At 43.8% G+C, this 20,859-nt stretch carries 19 protein-coding genes; 12 read left to right on the top strand and 7 right to left on the bottom strand.

The genetic code is table 11. The annotated features are described in order from the left end of the window. Positions 1-74: 74 nt before the first annotated feature. Positions 75-620: a PadR family transcriptional regulator gene (locus ACIQXU_RS04975; protein ID WP_402987100.1), complete on the bottom strand. Its 546-nt coding sequence runs from the start codon at positions 618-620 to the stop codon at positions 75-77. Positions 621-674: 54 nt separating this feature from the next. Continuing rightward, a complete protein-coding gene (locus tag ACIQXU_RS04970; RefSeq protein WP_402957349.1) occupies positions 675-1,859 on the bottom strand; it encodes a YhgE/Pip domain-containing protein in 1,185 nt (394 codons plus the stop codon). A 267-nt stretch (positions 1,860-2,126) separates the two neighbouring features. Between ACIQXU_RS04970 and ACIQXU_RS04965 the strand changes: the two genes are divergently transcribed. Continuing rightward, entirely contained in the window at positions 2,127-2,669 is a 543-nt protein-coding gene (locus ACIQXU_RS04965) for a hypothetical protein (protein WP_402987098.1), read from the top strand. Between the two features lie 150 nt (positions 2,670-2,819). Here ACIQXU_RS04965 and ACIQXU_RS04960 read toward each other — a convergent pair whose 3' ends face one another. The 3 genes from ACIQXU_RS04960 to ACIQXU_RS04950 all read right to left on the bottom strand — a co-directional run bounded on the left by ACIQXU_RS04960 (position 2,820) and on the right by ACIQXU_RS04950 (position 5,714). Next, positions 2,820-3,185 carry a hypothetical protein gene (locus ACIQXU_RS04960; RefSeq protein WP_402987096.1) on the bottom strand — a complete coding sequence of 122 codons (366 nt, stop codon included), beginning with the start codon at positions 3,183-3,185 and terminating at the stop codon, positions 2,820-2,822. Between the two features lie 245 nt (positions 3,186-3,430). Then, positions 3,431-4,066 (bottom strand): 2OG-Fe(II) oxygenase, encoded by a 636-nt coding sequence (locus ACIQXU_RS04955; RefSeq protein ID WP_402987094.1) that lies wholly within the window; start codon positions 4,064-4,066, stop codon positions 3,431-3,433. A 178-nt stretch (positions 4,067-4,244) separates the two neighbouring features. Continuing rightward, complete coding sequence (locus ACIQXU_RS04950; protein WP_402987092.1) at positions 4,245-5,714, bottom strand: serine hydrolase domain-containing protein; 1,470 nt, start codon at positions 5,712-5,714, stop codon at positions 4,245-4,247. 322 nt (positions 5,715-6,036) lie between these two features. Here ACIQXU_RS04950 and ACIQXU_RS04945 point away from each other — a divergent pair, with 322 nt between their 5' ends. The 6 genes from ACIQXU_RS04945 to ACIQXU_RS04920 all read left to right on the top strand — a co-directional run bounded on the left by ACIQXU_RS04945 (position 6,037) and on the right by ACIQXU_RS04920 (position 13,751). Then, positions 6,037-6,282, top strand: a complete 246-nt coding sequence (locus ACIQXU_RS04945; RefSeq protein ID WP_402874214.1) for a hypothetical protein — start codon at positions 6,037-6,039, stop codon at positions 6,280-6,282. Between the two features lie 137 nt (positions 6,283-6,419). After that, the gene (locus ACIQXU_RS04940; protein WP_402987090.1) at positions 6,420-8,366 is read left to right on the top strand and encodes a putative thiazole-containing bacteriocin maturation protein; all 1,947 of its coding nucleotides are present in this window, start codon (positions 6,420-6,422) and stop codon (positions 8,364-8,366) included. 14 nt (positions 8,367-8,380) lie between these two features. Beyond that, positions 8,381-10,297, top strand: a complete 1,917-nt coding sequence (locus ACIQXU_RS04935; protein WP_402987405.1) for a TOMM precursor leader peptide-binding protein — start codon at positions 8,381-8,383, stop codon at positions 10,295-10,297. A 21-nt stretch (positions 10,298-10,318) separates the two neighbouring features. Next, on the top strand, positions 10,319-11,878 hold the full coding sequence (locus tag ACIQXU_RS04930) for a SagB family peptide dehydrogenase (protein WP_402987088.1): 1,560 nt from the start codon (positions 10,319-10,321) through the stop codon (positions 11,876-11,878). A 179-nt stretch (positions 11,879-12,057) separates the two neighbouring features. Further along, positions 12,058-12,813, top strand: coding sequence for a hypothetical protein (locus tag ACIQXU_RS04925; RefSeq protein WP_402987086.1), 756 nt, complete (start codon positions 12,058-12,060; stop codon positions 12,811-12,813). 176 nt (positions 12,814-12,989) lie between these two features. After that, a complete protein-coding gene (locus tag ACIQXU_RS04920) occupies positions 12,990-13,751 on the top strand; it encodes an SDR family oxidoreductase (protein ID WP_402874229.1) in 762 nt (253 codons plus the stop codon). Positions 13,752-13,823: 72 nt separating this feature from the next. On the opposite strand, the gene ACIQXU_RS04915 is transcribed toward ACIQXU_RS04920, so the two are convergent. Both ACIQXU_RS04915 and ACIQXU_RS04910 read right to left on the bottom strand, forming a co-directional pair. Continuing rightward, positions 13,824-14,654 (bottom strand): hypothetical protein, encoded by an 831-nt coding sequence (locus ACIQXU_RS04915; RefSeq protein ID WP_402987084.1) that lies wholly within the window; start codon positions 14,652-14,654, stop codon positions 13,824-13,826. Between the two features lie 166 nt (positions 14,655-14,820). Next, complete coding sequence (locus ACIQXU_RS04910; RefSeq protein WP_402874235.1) at positions 14,821-15,378, bottom strand: DUF4256 domain-containing protein; 558 nt, start codon at positions 15,376-15,378, stop codon at positions 14,821-14,823. A gap of 319 nt (positions 15,379-15,697) precedes the next feature. On the opposite strand from ACIQXU_RS04910, the gene ACIQXU_RS04905 reads away from it, so the two are divergent. The 5 genes from ACIQXU_RS04905 to ACIQXU_RS04885 all read left to right on the top strand — a co-directional run bounded on the left by ACIQXU_RS04905 (position 15,698) and on the right by ACIQXU_RS04885 (position 20,776). Continuing rightward, complete coding sequence (locus ACIQXU_RS04905; RefSeq protein ID WP_402987082.1) at positions 15,698-15,940, top strand: hypothetical protein; 243 nt, start codon at positions 15,698-15,700, stop codon at positions 15,938-15,940. A gap of 428 nt (positions 15,941-16,368) precedes the next feature. Further along, positions 16,369-16,590 (top strand): hypothetical protein, encoded by a 222-nt coding sequence (locus ACIQXU_RS04900; RefSeq protein ID WP_402987080.1) that lies wholly within the window; start codon positions 16,369-16,371, stop codon positions 16,588-16,590. Positions 16,591-17,510: 920 nt separating this feature from the next. Next, positions 17,511-18,557 (top strand): FMNH2-dependent alkanesulfonate monooxygenase, encoded by a 1,047-nt coding sequence (ssuD, locus tag ACIQXU_RS04895; protein ID WP_402957371.1) that lies wholly within the window; start codon positions 17,511-17,513, stop codon positions 18,555-18,557. A gap of 28 nt (positions 18,558-18,585) precedes the next feature. Then, positions 18,586-19,830, top strand: coding sequence for an ABC transporter substrate-binding protein (locus ACIQXU_RS04890; protein ID WP_402987078.1), 1,245 nt, complete (start codon positions 18,586-18,588; stop codon positions 19,828-19,830). Positions 19,831-19,900: 70 nt separating this feature from the next. Next, positions 19,901-20,776 carry a carbohydrate ABC transporter permease gene (locus ACIQXU_RS04885; protein WP_402987402.1) on the top strand — a complete coding sequence of 292 codons (876 nt, stop codon included), beginning with the start codon at positions 19,901-19,903 and terminating at the stop codon, positions 20,774-20,776. Positions 20,777-20,859: the final 83 nt, after the last annotated feature.

Below are 20,859 nucleotides of genomic sequence, written 5' to 3'. Positions count from 1 at the left end.
ACGGCTTGTTCAATGAAAAAAACTGTACCTCCGATTGTTAGGTGTGTCTAACAATGAAGGTGCAGTTTTTTTCTTTATAATTCCCCTTGTTGAATCCGTTTAATTACCTCATCAAGCCAGTAAATGGTGTGATCTGCTCTGGATGAAAAGTATTCACCTAAATATTCCACTAGCTTTTCTTTATCATGGTCTTTTTCCATCTTGATCTGTTTTTCAAAATCCGCAATTTGTTCCCACTTTGCAAGGAACTTCTTTTTGTTGTTTTTCAGGATTTCGACTACCTTATCACGGTCTACATATTTGAGGTATGCAAGTCCCACCACCATATCACTAATGGAACTGGCATTTTCAAACAACTTGTAGATTTTCTTCGGAAGTTCTTCACGGCCTTTAGCCGTAATCCCGAATACTTGTTTATCAGGTCGATGATCTTCTTTAATGATTTCGACTATCTCGATTAAGCCTTGTTTGACTAGCGAATCAAAATGGTAATACAGCTTACTTTCCGTCAGCCCACCCAGTTGATCGAAAGGGATGGGTTCAGACAGCTGCTTTTTTAATTTATATGGATAATTATTATCCTTCATCAGTTTGCTCAATATGAAAACTTGAATGGGCATCTCTAAGCTCCTTCAGAAAATGGTTATCCTTATTATAGCAAACGAAGCGGGAATTTAAGCGGTCTTTGCAGCTTCCGTTTCCGGTTGTACCACTTGATTATCCAATGGGACTTTTTTGTGGACAAAGGCCACGATGAGCATGTTGATGAACATGGCACCCAGACCGACGGCTACCATGGACCAAATAAACGGACTTGGACTCGTGGTGCTATATAGGTTGGCAAAGTATGCTTGCACCGAGTAATACATAGGTGAAATGTGGCTCATCCATTCATACGGCGCATACATCATATCACGTGACACGGTGGCACCATTTGCGATGGTTTGTGTTAATAAGATCGGGATGTTTAACACCATACCACCATCTCCAACCAAGAATACCAAAATGGCTGTAAAGTTGAAACATACCATATAGTTCAAGATTTGTTGACCTAGCGTGCTGAGGAATAGGTCTCCACTTGGTTCATTCACTAAATAAGTGATGCCTAGGGCAACGAATGATGAAACAACGGCAACCAATAAGGCAGTCATTTGTACATACATGAATAGTCGTGTCTTGCTCGCTTTTCCACGGCTCTGTCTGAATGAGGTCACTAATTGCATCGCACCGATCATGGCACCTACATATCCTGCCATCGTCAAGAACATCGGTAACATATTGTGGTGCATGCCATCTGGCACTTCATTGATCGTGACGATGTTTCCTGAATACGCCGTTTCGATTTGTTTCGCCATTTCAGCCGCTTTTTCTTCCGGTAAATTAAAGTTCATCAATACGCCTTGAGCGGTTTGTTGTGAGAATTGTGCGCTCAACTGATTGTTAATTTCCGTAACGACTGAAGTCATAGTTGAGGAAACAACGGTTGGTCCTGCTTCATTCACTGTAAAGTCAATGCTTGATGACGTTTCGCCATTTTGCATATCCGCAGAGAATGTTTTCGGGATGTGTACGACTAGCGCTAAATCATTCTTATTTAGATCTTTTAACGCTTGTTTATTTGTTACATCTGTTTCGATTTCTTTAAACGGTAAGTTTTCTTTCAATTGGCTGGCAATCTTGTCTCCGTATTCACCAGCATCATCATTGACGATGGCAACTGGCAATTGATCGATATTTCCTGGAATGGCCGAATAACCAGGTAAGAAAATGCCTAGCATACAAAGGCCATAGAAAATCCCCATGAAAATGGCAGCAATGGAACCTTGTGTCTTTAAGAAATGTTTATATTTAAACTTCATTTGTTACATCCATCCTTCTTTAAATGTATTCTGGTTTAACTACTTTAATTTGAGTACTTTAATTGAACCGCTTCATCAGTCTACTCGAATCCTTTTTTAAAGTCAATAAAAAATTACGATACTAAACATTAGGAAAGTCTCCATTATGTGGCTGGTGCTAAGCATGAGTGTATATGTATGTAAGTCTGGTTTTTACAGTATGGTTACTGTTTCGCTTTTGTGTATAATGGTATTATATGTAAAATATTTCGGGTAGGGGGAGCTTTTTTGAAAAGTAAAATCGCTTATATAGCTTGTTTAGTGTGTTTACTCGTGATTAGTGGATGTACCTCATCCAAGGTGCAAGAACCGGAGAAAACAGACGAGGTAAGCGTGATTGATGAGATTCCAAGTTTCGTAACGGATAAAGACCTAGATCAAATTGACTGGGAGCGGAAAGCTGTCGAATTTCGTACATCGACAAACGCCAAGGTAATCGGTAACGAAAACAGGCTTGGCATCATAGGGCCTGAATTAAAGGCAAATAAAGTGGAGAAATGGTTGTGGCACTTTTGGGGAATGGATAAGGGCGTAGCGACATTCGTCGGATATCATCGGAACACGTCAACCATCCATTCCGTATTAATTGATGGAGAGTGGTCCAGAAGCTTGACGGGGAGTAGTGCCGTGAATGGAGCCGATGGGAGTGTACCTTCGAATGTCATGTTGCCGGATGCGGGTGAATGGGCCATTTTGGTTTATTCGGATGGTGAATTATTCGATACATTGGTGATGGATGTGAAGGAGGAACAGCACACAAGTCATAAATGATTCTCGAAGGAGTGGACGATTCGGAACACAAGGGGATTTTTGAACAAATAAAAAAGATCACCGAATAAGTGGTCTTCTTTGATGAAGCCTATGGAACGAATGCCCTCGTTAGGGGAAGTCATCGTTTTACCGACTTGCCAGGTCAGTGGTCTACCTATTCATCATAAGGATAAATACTAGCACGACGATGACAAAGGCTATGATAACGGATAGCCATCCAATTTTCACTTTTGCTAATAGGCGGTCAACAATAAAGAATGAGATGGCAGAAACAAGACTTAGAATTTGTAAGACGAATCCGAATAAACAGTGAAATAAGAAGGAGAAAATTTCACGAGTGTAAGCCTTTTTAGAAATCTGCCTACTCAGCCAGTCACTAAAGAAGGAAGTGATCACTCCGTAAATAATGACAATCATAAGATTTAAATAATATAAATTCATAAATGCATTCAAATCAAAGCCACCAAGCGATGACAGGACCAATGCAAATAACAAACTACTAAGAAAAGCAGTCAATAGTTTTCTCTTTAAAATAATAGGAATGTTCTCCTCTCTAATTTCGATTGCTCCAACAGCAACCCATGTAATATCTATATCTAGCCCTTCTTTTATTACCGTTCGTTCATCGGTAATAGAACCAAAATAAAAAAAAAGACTGAAGAGAGGGGTTTGATCTCAGCTTTTGGGAGGATACTTTCCCCAAAAGCCTACCTCTTACCTCTACTTACAGTTTGAAGGCACACCGGCATTGAAGTTTTTGTCTAGATCTGTTTCTGTTTTCTCATCCATTGTGTCGCTACCCATTTTTCTCCTGTTATGACCGGGGCTCCACCGTGTAAGGTTTGTTCATTTACATGTTGATCATCATAGAAATACTCGAAGTACACGGCCATTCCCTTTTGGGGAGATACAGAGAGATTTAGTTTAGGAAAGAACGTTTCCCCGCCTTCCTCCACATCATTCAAGTACATGATGATGGTGCTAATTCTATTATTTTTTGCAGCTTTACTGGAAGAGGCGAAAAAATCATAATGAGCCTTATACTCTTGACCAGGGGTATACTTTAGAATTTGAATACCGTCCCCATGTTCAACGGGTACATTCATAATAGAAGAAACTCTTTTTTCAATGGTCGTGATGAGGTCATTTTCCTTGTCTTGGAAGTACATGCTACTGCTTGTCCGCATCTCATTTACTTCGCGTGTATCACCGATTTTGGAACGGTTCAGTTTATCTTTGGACAAACTGATTAATTCGTCACATTCTTCGTCACTTAACACATTCCCCAAAACGGCGATGAGCGGTTCTTCTAATCTAGTAAGGATCGTAATCTCTCTATCTTCTGTTTTGATTGTATTTCCTTTATGGGTGAAAATAGTCTGTTCTTTGTTATCCATGGTCGTTCACTCCCTTAATGAATGAATTTTCGGAAAAATCCATCAGTCTATTTGGCTTTTTAGCGATAAATGATTATATCACGAACCTTTCGAATAACGGAAATTTTTTACTTTGGTATATATTATTAGTACGAAAGGTTTTTTGTGGAACGATGGTGTGAATCCCCACCATCGTTTTTCATGCATTTAAATGGGTTTTCCGCGCAGTTCGTATGCCTTTCCCCAATGTAACGACTCCCACAATCAAAAGAAGCAAAGGCAGTCCAAATAATAGGTGACCGATTCCAGGAGCAAATAGTGTAACTGTAGATAAAGGACCGAATAGATAAGGGAATCCGATCAAAATACTCAACGGAATCAGCCAGTAAACCATGACGAGGAACATCATATGGAGAATACGGAGGAATCCGTGTACTTCTCGTGATTTAGGTTTGAATATTCTATAGACTGACCAGACAATCAGGGTCACGAATCCCAATATAATCAGATCAATCACTGCATATTTCATAAATGGGTGGTCAGTGGGGCTAGGGGGTTCTTCATGATGTACGAGCTTGTTCACTCCGCTTATGATCGAATCATATTCATTGAGGTTGAAATAATCCATTGAATTAATCTGTAAGCTGATGCCATACTGCCCGTCTAAGATCACTTTTGAGTAGGTGTTTTCTGTCCATCCATTATGGGAGATTTCATCATCCTTCACTTCCCATCCCATTGCGTAGTACGTATCATCCCCTATGTATGATGATGGCTGATGCAAGGTGTTCATGCCATTCTTCGATAAAATGCCTTTTCCATTGAATGTGCCATGATTCAATTGGGCGATCATATAATTTGCCATATCTTCCGCACTAGAAATGATGTAACCGGAAGGAACCGATCCCTCGTGTTTCAATTGCTTGGTCGGTAGCTTCCATCCAAATACCGTCTGATAACCGCCCGCAATGGCATGGTTTGCAACATCTTTAGGGTCAGCGTAGGTATTCTTCATTTCAAGCGGCTTGAATATGAATTCATTTAGATAGTCTTTATATGATAGATTTGTCACTTCCTCAATGACTAAACCTAAGATGTTGTAATTTAGATTCGAATATTCATAGCGGTCACCGGCAGGGTGCTTCAATTCAATCTCTGCCAAGCCTTTGACATGTTCTTTCAATGTCTTATCTCCCTGTGAGATAGCCACTTGGCCGTCATATGTGGAAAGACCGCTCGTATGATTCAGTAAGTGCTGAATCGTGATTTTCCGAGAAGCCTCCTTATCGTCAAGATGAAACCAGGGGATGTACAATTGCACGGGATCTTGTAATCGTATTTTTCCCTGATCCACTAACTGCATAAGGGCAAGTGCCGTAAATGATTTACTGACGGACCCAAGAACAATGGGGGTTTCCGAAGTCATTTCAGTTCCATTTTGGTTGGCCACACCATATCCTTGCACGTATTCCACCCGATCTCCCTCTACGATGGCCAATGAAGCTCCCGGAATCTTGAGCCGCTCGATTTCATTTGCCATAAACTCATCAATAGCGGAAGAATCCAGTTTTCTTGACGCCTGTTCGTTTCCCAACACAACTCCGGAAACACTTGTCAGGACGAGCAGTATGGTCAGTATGAAACTAATTATCTTATGTCTTTTTCGCATCTTCTCATTTTCCTTTCTCTATCAAGTGCAAAATATCTTTCTTGAATCATTGTAAGGATTTAACAAAAGTGGGTCAATGAATTCCAGATAAATAGATTCGTTGATGGCTCGTGCACTACTTTGCTGTTCGCCTTTGATAAGTAAATATTCCGTGAAGATTTCGGGGGAATGCATGAAAATGGGCATCTGAATCAGTAGCAATACCCATTCCGAGTACATATTTTGTGTGGAGGAGTACTTGAAAGATTGAAAAACCTATAGACTATTTTTTTTCAGTACTCCTTCGTTATTTTTCATTAATTCAAATATGGAGGTTTTATACATGAATGAGTTTCAAAATCAGCTTCAAATGTTGAATGTCGACCCACAGTTCCAGGCCAGTCAGCCGGTCCCTTGGGATCCGAATCAATTTCAGCATCAGCATTCCATGGAAGATTCCCGTCTTATCCCGTTAGGGTGTTTTGGTTGCCTTGGTTGTTTCGGATGCTTTTTCTTCGGAGGCATCGGAGGGTGTGGCGGATGTGGACGTTGCGGAGGGTGTGGACGCTGCGGTCGTTGCGGTCGCTAATCGATTTTCAGAGAAGAACCGACCCCTGCAGAATGCCTGCAGGGGCTTTTCTCCATGGAATTAGACATAAGAGACAAATTGTCATACATACGATTAGAGGGATAGCTAAGTAAAGCTTGTTGGTTAGGAGGTTCGAGATGAAGAATTTGACCCCTTCTATGCGTCTGAAAGTGAATAGGGATACGTTTTTTCTCCCTGAACCAAATGGGGGAGTGTATTTTCGGAATAATGTAAGTTCTTTCCGTATGGAAGGACGTACCATCGTTCAATGGATTGAACAGTTAATACCCATGTTTAACGGGGAACATGCATTGAGTGATTTGACGGATGGATTGCCTGGGCCATACCGGAATCGGGTCATGGAGATTGCCGAAGTTCTGTACAAGAACGGGTTCGTTCGGGATATCAGTCAAGATGCCCCACACCAGTTGACGGATCGGATTGTGGATAAGTATGCGTCTCAGATTGCGTTTTTGGATAGTGTCGGCGATTCGGGAGCCCGTCGTTTTCAGGATTATCGTCAGCTGAAAGTATTGGCGATTGGCTCAGGTCCGTTTTTCGTATCACTGGTATCCGCGTTGCTTGAATCTGGATTGCCTGCTTTTCATATTCATATAAAGGATTCGGAATCGACGAATAGAAAGCGACTGAAGGAAATTGTTGCCCATTTCCGTACAACAGATGAGGACGTGGTGGTGGAGGAGGTTTCCCAGAATCAGGAGGGGGAAAGAGCTTGGCAGGAAATAATCCGGCCATATGATTATATCGTGTCTGTGTCACAAGATGGGGAGGTGGAGGAACTGCGGGCGCTGCACGCGGCCTGCAGGCAAGAAGAGAAGATGTTTTTCCCTGCACTGAGTCTGAATCAAATTGGTCTTGCCGGTCCGATGGTGAACGGGGAATCGCTTTCCTGCTGGGAGTCTGCCTGGCGCCGTTTACATCAGTCTTCCCTGATTACCGATCAAGAGGCTGCCTCTTTTTCCTCCACGGCGGGTGCGCTCCTCGCAAATGTATTGGCGTTCGAGTTATTCAAAAGGAGTACGGGAGTGAGCAAATCGGATCAGAGCAATCAACTTTACCTGCTTGATATGGAAACCTTGGAAGGGAGCTGGCACACCTTTTTGCCCCACCCGTTTGTCACGGGCACGGCGGCTGCAAGATGGGTGACGGATTTCGACTTGAGATTGAATCAGCAATCAAGCCGAGGCGAACGGGGTAAGTTGTTTATGTCCTTTGGCCGAATGACTTCCAGCCAATCGGGCATCTTCCATAGCTGGGAAGAAGGAGAGCTGAAGCAACTGCCGTTAGCTCAATGCCGTGTCCAAGTGGTTGATCCGATGTCGGAGGGTCCAGCTGAATTGTTGCAAGCGATCATCTGCTCGGAATTGTTGCATGAAGAAGCGAGGAGGGAAGCGGGCTTAACGGGAGTTGAAGCGTATGCCACGGAAACGGTCAGCCATCTTGGTCCGACTTTACCTCAATGGGATGGAGTAGGTGTAGAAGGATTCGTCGGCGTTGGTACGGGAGAGACGTTCGCGGAGTGTATGTGCCGGGGGTTGTACAAGTGTTTGGACGAGGAATTAACCAAGCGAAGCAACGAAAAGCACGCCTGTGGTCGAATTCAGTTGGAGGTCATAGACGATGAGCGCTGCCGGTATTACTTGCAGGCGTTGACTAGAATGGCAGGTGACCCCGTGATTGCGTTAGGAGAGGAAGTATTCGGTTTCCCTGTCGTATGGGTCGGTACGGGGGATGAGTGGTACGGATGTGTAGGGCTGAATAGTACGCAGGCTTTACGGAATGCTTTACAGCAGGCACTCATGGCCATTCAAAACGAAAAGGGGGGCTACAAGAAGCAGGGTTTGAAAGCTTCATCCGTGCTTATGGAAAAAAGGACGCCGTTGACCCTTAGGATTGCGTCGTATGAAGAATCAAGAGAATCGGAAGTGCTGCAGGAGGCCTTGCAAGTGCTGGATTGGAACGGAAAGCGGCTATTGGCCTTCGAACTGGAATTGGAACCTGTTTTGAAAGAGGAGCTGGCAGGGGTATTTGGTGTGTTGCTGCGAGAGGAGGGATCAAGGTGAAGCCTGTCATCTTGATGGTCGGAGAAGGAGTGTTGGTGGACCTGGTGTACGGAATATTGTCAGACGAATACGAAATCATTCGCCAGGTCGACTTTTTGACAGAGATACCCGAAACGGCTGAACTGGCTCTCGTGCTGCAGGATGCCTGGGATCCTTCTGCCCACCTAAAGGCGGAGGAAGTCCTCGACATTCCATGGTTACGGGGCTTTGTGTCATTTGGTGAAGGGATGGTTGGGCCACTAGTGCGGATGGAGAAGGAAGGGTGCTCGCAATGCGCGGATCTACGGCATCTCATGGCGGGGCGCGATCGGAAAGAAATGTGGGCCATCCAAAAGCAATTGCAGGAGAATGGAGGGAAGCAAGATGACCCGGCGGCATCGCGCACGGGACTGTTACAAATGGCTTACCTGATTGGAGAAGAGGTGCAGCGGGTGACGGAAGGGACTGGGGCCCGGTCGGAATATGCTGTAGCCTTGATCAACATGAAGACACTGAATATTTCCTGGCATCCTTTTTTAGCGGATCCAATCTGCCCGGTCTGTAGTCCCATTCCCGATGATTCTTCAAGGGCGGCCCGAATTTCGTTACAACCAAGTCCGAAGGTGGATCCCGATGGCTACCGCACCCGTTCAATGACTGAGCTAAGTCAGGTGCTGGCCAAGGATTATCTCGATCCCCGGATGGGTTTTCTGAATAATAAGATGGTCGATCTTGTGCCGCCATTTGCCGATGTCAGTGTGAGTCTTCCTTTGTTCATGGGGGATGAAGGGACAGCGGGGCGGACTAATTCCTATGCGGTTAGCGAGATGACTGCGATTTTGGAAGGATTGGAGCGGTATTGTGGTCTTGAACCACGGGGAAAGCGGACCGTTGTCCATGACAGCTACAATAATCTGAAAGATGAGGCCCTGGATCCCAGCAAGCTTGGTGTTCATACCGATGAAATGTATGATCTGCCTGGTTTTCCTTTCAAGCGGTTTCATCCGGATTCCCCAATCAACTGGGTTTGGAGCTATTCTTTTTTACAAGAGCGTCCAATTTTGGTTCCAGAGCTGGTGGCTTATTATAGCTTGGGCTGCGGGGAGGGGTTTGTTTATGAAACGTCCAATGGCTGCGCGTTAGGAGGCAGTTTGGAAGAGGCGATTTTGTACGGGATTTTCGAAGTGGTGGAACGCGATTCTTTTCTATTGACCTGGTACGCTAAGCTCCCGCTTCCCCGCCTTGACCCGTATTCGGCGAATGACGAAGAACTGGCATTGATGATGGACCGGGCACGTGCAGCGGCGGGATATGACATCCATTTGTATAACGCGACGATGGAACATGGCATTCCAAGTGTCTGGGCGATGGCGAAAAACAGGAAACGAAAAGGATTGAATCTCATTTGCGCGGGTGGTGCCCATTTGGATCCCATCCGGGCGGCGAAAAGTGCGATTCATGAGTTGGCGGGCATGATGCTGACCCTTGACGATAAATTCGAGGCCAATCAGGAAGAGTATGAGAAGATGCTCGCTGACCCGTACCTAGTCCAGCAGATGGATGATCATGGCATGCTGTTTGGGTTACGGCAAGCGGAAGAACGGTTGCACTTTTTATTGGATGATCGACGGCCGTTGCATACGTTCGACGAGGAGTTCTTGGCCGGGGTGAAACATGCCGACTTAATGGATGACCTACAGGACGTGCTTTTACAGTTGCAACAGCATGGCCTTGATGTGCTTGTCGTGGATCAAACGACGCCAGAACTGAAAAAGAACGGGTTACATTGCGTGAAAGTGCTGATACCGGGCATGCTGCCGATGACATTCGGTCATCACCTGACCCGCGTTACAGGACTCGATAGGGTTTTGCAGGTTCCCGTGGAACTAGGATATGCGAAGCAGCCGCTGACAATCGAACAGCTTAATCAAGATCCGCATCCATTTCCATAAGCGGTGGTAAGGAGGCAGGGGATGAATCTAGATCAATTTTTGCATAATCTTCAGTTTGACACAGCGAAGGTCAGACCGCCTGACTGGGAAGTCGATTGGGAGGATGCGCCACTTTCCTATAAACTTTACCGTGACTTGCCTGTGTTCCCTTTTTCGCCGGAAGTGCCGCTGACATTGGAAGCCTGCCAAACATCATCCCAACCCGACTTCAAGGCTATCGGTCACTTTCTTTGGTATGTATTCGGCCTTGCTCAAGTGAGCCAGTTCATGAATGATCCGGAACAAATGGACTTCATGCAGTCGTTCCGCCGTTTTGCGCCTTCAGGGGGAGCATTGTATCCAAACGAACTGTACATCTACCTGAAAATCGAGGAGTTGCCTGCTGGCGTGTACCATTATGATGTGGCACACCATCGTTTGGTATTAGTGCGGGAAGGTAATTTTGATGACTATCTGGACCAGGCACTTGGCGGTCGTTGCGATATGACAACGTGTTTCGGAACGGTCTTCGTGTCGACGATGTTTTGGAAAAACTTCTATAAGTACCACGATTTTTCCTATCGCCTGCAAGGATTGGACGCAGGTGTCCTGATGGGTCAGTTATTGGAGGTGGCGAAGAAGTTCGGCTTCTCGACTGGCGTGTCCTTTCAATTCCTGGACCGGGCCATTAATCACTTAATTGGATTATCTGAACAAGAAGAAAGCACATATGCCGCCATTCTTTTATCTGTGGAAGCTACAAATGAAGTGGCATTTGAAAGGGAAATAAAACGTGCCGTCACGTCGGTTGAATTATGTAAGGCACTTCCTGCGATAGCGCGTACCCACTACGAACGGTCACAGAAAATCATAGAGTACCCAATGTTGGTCCAAATGAATGAAGCATCCATAATCGAAACCACTTGTTCCTTTCAGGGAATTGAAGCAAAGGAAGCGCGAAGTGGAAAAGGTATGGGGAGTATAGATTTGCCAGCGGTGGAGCGGTTGTCGTATGACCTGGCTACTATTTGCCGTAAGCGGTTTTCCCCGGAAATGGATTTCGTTTTAGGGAAGGTGAGCAAGGTTCAACTCGCCACACTGTTGCAAGAGGCTTCGGCATCTTTTTCGTATACGAATGATGTGGATGAGAAGCAAGAACACGATGTCTCCATTTATGCCTGTTTGCATCAAGTGGAAGATATTTCAGATGGTGCTTATGTTTATGATAGAGCCAATCATGCACTACGGCTGGTGCAACAAGGTGATCAGCGAACTCAGTTGCAATACGCCATGTCACTGGATAATGTGAATTTACTGCAAGTTCCAATCTGCCTGCATGTGGCAGGGAATAGAGATCACCGCAAAAAGGAGCTAAGCTACAGGGGATACCGCATCCAACAGATGGAAGCGGGAATGCTCGTCCAACGATTACTTTTAGTAGCGACAGCCTTGGATATGGGAGGTCATCCTTTGCTTGGGTTCGATGTGAACGTATGTGATGACATTTATAAAAAAGGACTGCATGAAAAAACAACGCTCATCCAAGTCCCAATCGGACCGTATCGGGGGCGACCTTGGCTAAAAGGAAGTTTGCATGGTTAGCTTCTGGATGGAGGAATGTGGGGAAAATAAACTCTTGAATACCAAATGAATGGATCCAACTCAACCCCTACTTTTTTCATAAAGAGGGGTTTTCTTTTATGAAGAGATAGAGAGTTTGTCCAATCCAATTGATTTCTTCACTCATAAGATAGTGAGAAACTATTTTATGAGTGAAGATATTGAGTAAATGTAGTAAATGTGGCCATAGTGATTGTCGTTGCAAATCAAAGAAGTGCAAGGACTGTGGGCACAAAAAATGTCGGTGCGAAGGAAACTCACAAATTATCAAACAAAATGTACAAGTTAGGGTTTCTGGAGGAGTAGGAGCCACAGGGGCAACAGGAGCAACAGGAGCCACGGGAGCAACAGGAGCCACGGGAGCAACAGGAGCCACGGGAGCCACAGGGGCAACAGGAGCAACAGGAGCCACGGGAGCCACGGGAGCCACAGGAGCCACAGGGGCAACAGGGGCCACGGGAGCGACAGGAGCAACAGGAGCAACAGGGGCAACAGGAACAATACCTGGCTTCGCTTTTATCTATGACACAACAGCTCAAACTCTTGCTGCAAATGCATCAGTGACGTTTAACACTAACGGAAGCATCGTACCTCCAGGGTTCGTTGTTCATACTCCGGGGAGCGCAGCGATTACGATTTCGCAAACAGGCACGTACCTCATCACGTATGAAGTATTTCCACAACAAGGTACGTCAGCATTCGCTTTATTCGCTGGAGCGGCTCAAATAGCTGGTTCCAATTATGGCAGTAGATCTGGTAACCAAACGTATAGCGGACAAGTTATCGTGACATTACCTGCTGGTACCGTTCTTACTTTACGTAATATCGACGGGGCGACTACACTGAATAATACGATAAGCGGTCCAGGGGCTGCAGCTGTCCTAAGTGCATCCATTGTGATTGAACAGCTGGTATAAAATCAGGCCTTAGAAAAAAATTCTATTCTTTTTGAGGAACTGGAGACAGTTCCCTTTTTTTACATAGGAGAAAATTGTTTGGTGGTTACCCAGAGGTACAGTACATGAAAAGCAGGAGGGTTGGAAAAGCTATGAACGCATTCATTGATTGAAAAACCTTAATAGGAGGGATAAATATGAAACTTCAAAATAAAGTAGCCGTGGTAACAGGTGCAGCATCGGGTATGGGGAAAGCGATTGCGGAATTGTATGCTAAAGAAGGAGCCAAAGTCATTCTCGCAGACCTTGATATGGATGGTGCGAAAAAGGTCGCAGATGCCATCGAAAGTAATGGCGGAACGGCTAAAGCGATAAAAGTAAATGTCGGGGAACAAGCAGATATTGATCATATGATTGATACCGCTGTATCAGAATATGGCACATTAGATATCCTGGTCAATAACGCAGGAATTATGGATGGCTTCGAACCAGCGGGTGATATCGATGATGATAAATGGGATCGGATCTTTAACATCAACACAAAAGGTGTCATGCGTGCCACCCGTAAGGCCTTGCCGATTTTCTTGGAAAAAGGACAAGGTGTCATCGTCAATACGGCTTCTACAGGTGGACTGAACGGAGCACATGCCGGCGCTGCATATACGGCTTCAAAGCATGCAGTGGTCGGATTCACAAAAAATACAGGCTTTATGTATGCCAATAAAGGGATTCGCTGTAATGCCATCGCACCCGGAGCCGTTATGACCAATATTACGGCCGGCATGAAAAATCTGAATGAATTTGGTTCAAGCCGTACGAAAATCCCACAATCTGTCATCCCTCGTGCAGGCCAATCTGAAGAAATTGCAAAAGTGGCCCTATTCCTGGGTTCAGACGACTCAAGCTTTGTAAATGGCACAGTCATAACCGCAGATGCAGGCTGGACCGCAGCATTTTAGTTGGGGTTATAAAGATCATACAAAGAAGGCCGCCTATTGGCGGCCTTCTTAATCAAGATACAAAAAGTGTATTTATTTAAAGGTAACCAGCCAATTAAGCGTGTTGTCGCCAAAATCAGTTAGCGTATAAACAAACTTTTGTTTTTGCCACTTTGCAAGGCTGCCTGTATCGTTTGCATCGATATGCAATTGCCCATATTTCTTAGGAACAGGCATCATATGCGTTTCCAAAAATTCTACAGTTTCCTTCGCTGTCGCTAAGCTTTCTTCTGACTTTTCTGTTGTGGAACGGGCTATAATGGCCCAGCGTCCTTCATTCCAACTTGTAAATAATGAACCTGCTCCTGCATCCTGATACCCCGTTATGCCATGCCCTAAATCAACAGCTTCACCATCTGAGAAAACGGTTTGATCGATTTCTTCACTTGCTGCTTTTTCCGTTTCATATCGAGTAATGACCAACTTGCCAACTAATTGCCCCGTTTCTTTTATCTTTGGATCGTTGATCTCTAGTTGTTTGTCTGTGTTATAAAATGTAAAAGTCGCTTTATTCTGAGTTGAAGACGCGATAGCCGTTACATGTTTTCCTTTGGTCACAGGGAAATCTGTTGGTAGCTTAATGCCCCAGTCACTTGGAATGATACTTTGGAAATCGGCTTTTTCAGCTTTGCTATCACTTGCTACATTCGTATTTGGTTTATCCACTTCTTTTGTTTCTGTCTTTACCTCTTCCGTTTGCTCCTTATCTGTTTCAGTATTTGGCTCTTCTGTCTGGCTCTTATCTGTTTCAACATCCACCGTTTGTTCAGGATTTTGTTTTTGTACCGCTTCTTTCTCTTCATTTCCGCAAGCAGTCATCATCACCATCATAAAGGTTAGTACGATTAGATATTTCAGCGTCATCCCTCTTTTCATGATTATTGATGTTCTTTACGTAAACCTTACCATGAAATTACCCTTTATTCAGGAACTCTAATCCAACTACCCGGCCAAATAGAGGAAGAATGAAATGAAGTCACTCCCTTAGGTGATTCAGTTTCACATTCGTATGTAGCTGCCTGTGCAAACTCTAAACCTTAAGCGAGCCACGAAACCCTCTGGCAGCATAGTATGATTCAGCTCCATTGTGGTAAATGAAAACGTGCCCGAAACGAAAATCGCAAAAAAGGGCACCGCCAAGTTCTCTAATATCAGAGGGGGTTTGCACCCAACTCGACGTTTTCATATCGAAATTTCCGATTTTTTGCAACGCTCGATATTGTTCTTCTGTTAAAAGTTCAATGCCCATGGTAGTTGCCATATCAATCGCGTTATTTTCCGGTTTATATTTTTTTCTTGTCTCAAGCCCTTCACGATCGTAACAAACACTTCTGCGACCTTTAGGACTTTCCGTTGAACAATCGTAAAAAATGTATTCGTCCTTCTTTTTATCATGACCAACAACATCTGGTTCGCCGCCAGTTCTTTCCATCTCATTGAGCGACCACATCTTTTTAGTATTAGCCTCCAATTTTGCTTGAACGTTAGCCCATTCAAGACCTTTATGGCGGCTCATGTTTTTCTCAAAACGGACTTTCAATGCTTTGAGTAATTCTTCACGTTGTTCTAGTGACAACTCCAAAGCCATATTAGTTTCCCCCTTATTATTTTTACTAATAATGGTTTAAGTATATATAAAATTGCTTTATAACATTAAGTAAGTCGATTCCTCCACAATCTGGCCCATTAGTTGAACAAGGCTCAAAATATCACATGAATACTATATTAATTTCATATCTAGTTCACATAAAGCACCCTACTGAAGCCAAAACACGAGTCAACCCTTGAATTCAGCCGAGATCGGTCAAATCAGGGGTTCTAATGTTAATTAAGGACTTTTTACTTATATTAAATCTTTCTTTTTTTTTATATGCTTACTTTTGTAAAAAAAAAGGGGAGTCCTTAAAATGATAAAGAAAATACTTACTGTTTTTTTTGTAAGCGTATTATTCATTAGTATATTTTTAACTGAAACATTGAATGTACAAGCTAGTGAATTAAAAGGAAATACAGTACAAGCTCAAAATAATGACGATATAAAAATAAAATTCAATAATTCCGAAAGAAAAAAATTATTATTGATAGAGAAAATATTATTTCGGAAATCGAAGAAAAAACTAAAACGAGCAGTAAATCTGTTAATTCTATAATCTCGCAGACGTTAAAAGAGAATACTCAAGAAACGTTAAATAAAGGTATTGAAAAGAAATTAAAAACTATAAATCATGATTTACATAAGTCAATAGAATTAGAAACTAATATAGAACCCGAAACTTTTGAGGTCAATGAAAATCTTAGTGTAACTTTCGACGATAATTTTGTTATAGTAGATGAATTTAAAGAATCAGCAGAAAGGGAAGTAGATGAAAATACTGACCTTAACTTATTTACATTTGTTGATAATCTATTTGTCGATAAAGCATACGCTGCAACTTCAAAGAACAAAATAAAAAATGCTTCACACTCAAGAAGTATTTATGATACAGCTATAAAAAGTTTAAAACTAGTTACGGCATATATAGGTGCAGAATTTACTTATGATGGAAAAAAAGTGACTGCCAGAAGAACTGGGAACTATATGAAAACAGAAAATGTTGCGGGAATTCTTATTGATGTAGTTGAAAAGAAAAGTGCAATACAAAAGCCTAGTAGCTCAAGAAGAATTGCTTATCAAGAAGGTAGCGCAATTTTAGGTTTTACAGTTAAAGGGCATGGTCTTAAATTGCAAGAAAAATACTTAAGAGTTAATGTTGAATCGAATGCAAAAGGTAAAATAACCAAAAACTCAATTTTAAGATAGAAAGAAGGAACCTCTATGTCTTTTGTAGTAACAGCAGCGTTTACAGTAGTAATGATATTATTTATCATTTTAATGCTTGTAAAACTTTTTAAAAACTTTAAAAAGAAAAAGACGAACCTTAAATGAGTTCGTCTCAGGCTGTCGACAAAGTCGACAGCTGTTTTTTGTATAAACCTTCATCAATATATTGTGTTCTTATTTCGAAAATACAACTAATATATGCGAAGGATTATATTCCCATCCTCCATTTTCATTCTCAGGTAACGTTATAACGAGGCGCTTAAGCCATTGTTTGGAACGGAATAACATCCTCAGGATTTCTGAATCTAGTGAGTAAGTGAAAAATCAATACAAATCCTTTATAAAGCTCTTCACATAAAAGAACTCCAAATCTTTATGAAGGTCTTTTATGTGAAGAGGGTTCCTTTGGTCCTCTACAGGTCCTTTTCCGGTCTAATGCATCTAAGCTACTATCAGAGAAACATACTGCCCATAATTTTCACTGGAGGTGGAATAATAAGACGATTATTTTAAGGGGGAGATACGTTTGGATCAATAACAAACGATTAATACACTGAACAAATTCTTACAGGTACAATACATGGGCATCCACGCCTATGAAAACTTTTAAAAAAAACTGCAAAATTCCTCCGATTGTAGCTCCTTTTTCTTATGTTAAAGGATTAGCATTCCTCTAAAGAATTCCTCTTCACCAATTCTTCTCCCGGGCATTAAATAATAGGGAGATGCCTGATTAAAAAAGGTTTGACACAGTGGGTCAATCCGACTATACTAGCTAGTAATTACAAAACACAGTAAACAAATAAGAATAATTAGCTGATTGGAAAACCAAAGGCATCGACCCATATCTATGGGTGATTTGCGTTTGGTTTTTTTTATTTTAAAAGGGGGATATAGGCATGGAGGTTTTTTGGTTTTTACCGACGGCGGGAGAAGGCAGGTATTTGGGTACGGAGCATGGAAAGCGTGAGGTCACGTTTGATTATATTGAGCAGGTGGCAAAGGCTGTCGACACGCTCGGATTTGACGGTGCACTGCTGCCTACGGGGGTTGCTTGTGAAGATTCATGGGTGATCGCGTCGAGTCTTGTCCCATTGACGAAACGGATGAAATTCCTGGTTGCGGTCCGCCCCGGATTCGTCGCTCCGCCCGTTGCTGCGCGGATGGCGGCAACTCTTAATAAAATTTCGGGAGGACGCCTCCTGCTGAATATCGTACAGGGTGGGGACCCCAAGGAATTGGCAGGGGACGGTCTCCATTTGACTCATGATGAACGCTATGAAATGAGCGGCGAGTTTTTATCTATATGGAATCAATTATTTAAGCAGGAATCCGTAACCTTTAAAGGGAATTATTTTAATATTGAGAATAGTCAACTCCATCCTTCCACTCCAAAGCAATCTCCGGCCTTATACATTGGCGGGACATCAGCTTCTGCTTATGAAGTGGCGGCGAAGCATGTCGATCATTATCTGACATGGGGTGAACCGGTCGATGTGGTCAAAACAAGAATCGACACGGTAAGGGAGTTGGCGAAACAACAAGGGCGAGAGGTGAAGTTTGGCATAAGGCTTCATGTGATCGTCAGGGAGACGGAGGAGGAAGCGTGGGCCGCAGCGGATGAACTAATCAAGTATGTAGATCAACATACAATTGATGAAATGAGAAAGAAGATGGCTGGCTTCGATTCCAATGCGCAGAACAGGATGAGCGATATCTCGTACAAAAACAGGGATTCGCTTGAAATCAGTCCTGGACTTTGGGCAGGAATCGGTTTGGCCCGGGAAGGGGCAGGAACGGCTTTGGTGGGAAATCCCGACCAAGTGGCTAGCAATATGAAAAAGTACCAGGAAGCGGGTGTAGACACTTTCATTCTATCTGGTTATCCACACCTGGAAGAATCATATAGGGTTGCGGAATTGCTTTTTCCAAAATTAAAGGATTGAAAAGAGAAGAAAGATAGGGGGGAATCACATGAAAAGAAAGTTTTCGGTTTTATTTATATGTATGATGATGGCGGTCCTTGTCATCGGATGTTCTTCGAAAAGCTCTACAGACGACGGCGAGAAAACGACAATCAGCTTCATCCACTGGCGTGGGGAAGACAACAAGGCCTTCAAGGAGCAAATTTCTAAATTCGAAAAAGAAAACCCGGATATCAAAGTCAATATGACGGTATACCCGTCCGAGGAATACCAATCTACTGCCCAGACCATCCTGAAGGACGGCTCGACAGGGGATGTCTTCACGGCGTTCCCGGGATCGCAATTTGAGATTCTGAAGAAAGCCGATCTATTCACGGATCTTAGCGGTGAAGAGTTTGTTGGGAAATTCAATGAAAGTCTGATTGAAGCCGGACAGGATGACGGGAAGCAATTGGCGCTTCCGCTTCAGCTTGTCTTCAACCAGCCCGTTTACAATGTCGGCCTTTTTGAAAAATTGGGACTAGAACCTGCCAAGGACTGGGATGGCTTCCTTGCCCTATGCGAAAAGTTGAAAAAGGCGGGCTACCTGCCCATCGCTTTCCCAGGAGCCGATATTGGCCCAGGTCAGCTGATCAACTCGATGGTCATGAACAATGCGCCGGACGAAGAAGTTTTCACAAAATTAGTTAATGGCGAGAATGAGCTGACTGAAGAATGGTGGGTCAAAACCCTGTCGCAATTTAAGGAGCTAGTTGATAAAGGATACATTTCAAAAGACTCCTTAAGCGTGAAGCATGACGGTGCCATTGCCTTGGTGGCACAGGAAAAAGCGGCGATGCTGGGGACTGGGTCCTTCGCGATGGCGAACATCCAGGCACTCAATCCGGATATCAAGCTGAAGATGCTGGCACCGATTACGGTTTCAGAGGATGAGGCAAAATTCGAAGGCGTCCATACGACAACCTTCATGCTGGCGGTGAACAGCAAATCGAAGAAACAAGAAGCAGCCAAGAAGTTCATCGACTTCTTAACAGAGCCTGAAAACGCGTCGGCCTATGCCAATGAAACGGGCCAGCTTTTAACACTGAACGATGTCGAGTATGAGTCCGATATTCTGAAGGATTCAACGGAATGGATGGATAAAAATACAAGATTCCAGCCGAGATATACCATCACCAACGCGAACGTGGAAAAAGCCGTCCTGTCTTCCATCCAGGCGGTCATCGGCGGCACGGAACCGGATAAAGCGGCAAGTGACGCCCAGAAAATCGTCAAACAAAATATCGATGAATGAAAAGCGTACGGAGGGAGAAGATCTTTCTCTCTCTCTTTCTTTTGTCTGTTAGGGGAGGTTGTGCATCGTGCTGAAGAAGAATAAACGATTGTTCCTGTTTATTGCACCAGGTTTACTTATGTATCTCATCTTTTTCATCTATCCTACGCTTAGCGCCCTTTTCTATTCCTTCACAAACTGGGATGGCATCACACCCGATTATCAGTTCGTCGGGTTCGATAACTATGTGAAGCTAGTGACCGAGGACAGCATTTTTGCTAAGGCCTTTACGAATAACATCAAGTTCATGCTGTTCGTCGTGATTTTCCAGACGATCCTGTCGCTGCTGTTCGCCTTATTTTTGATCAAAAACACGAAGGTCAATGTGTTTCTCCGGGCGTTATACTTTTTCCCGACGATCCTTTCCTCGGTATCGGTCGCGTTCATCTGGACCTTCATTTATGACCCGAACATGGGGTTATTATCAAGCCTGCTTTCTGGCCTGAACCTCGAGTCTCTTTCACAGAATTGGCTGGGAGATGAGGATATCGCCATCTTCTCGATTGCAGCCGTTCAAGTTTGGTTCCATACGGGGCAGATGCTGATCATCTTCGTCGCCGGACTTCAGGCGATTCCAAGCGAATTGTATGAGGTGGCAAAAATTGAAGGGGCCAACCGCTGGCAGACGTTCCTTACTGTCACCTGGCCGCTTGTCGCACCGGCAGCGACCATCGTCATTGCCTATACGACGATTCAGTCGTTCAAGGCGTTCGACTTGATCTTCGCGATGACCAAAGGGGGGCCAAACTACTCGACGGAAATTCTGGCAACCTTCATCTATACCACGGCGTTTCGTAGCTTCAAGTTCGGTTACGCTTCAGCTGAATCGGTCCTGTTCATGATTCTGATGGCAGTTATTACATATATACAATTCAAAGCCTTACGGGCCGATCGAGTAAACTATTAGGGGGGAGACCGCAGCTATGAAACTTTCAAAAACGGTACTGATGCTTCTCTATGCGTCATTGATCATCATTCCGATCCTGACGA

It is taken from the genome of Peribacillus sp. NPDC097284 (assembly GCF_044761765.1).
Taxonomy (GTDB): Bacteria; Bacillota; Bacilli; order Bacillales; family DSM-1321; genus Peribacillus.
Note: the sequence above shows the minus strand (reverse complement) of the source record. Positions and strands in the feature narration are given on the sequence as shown.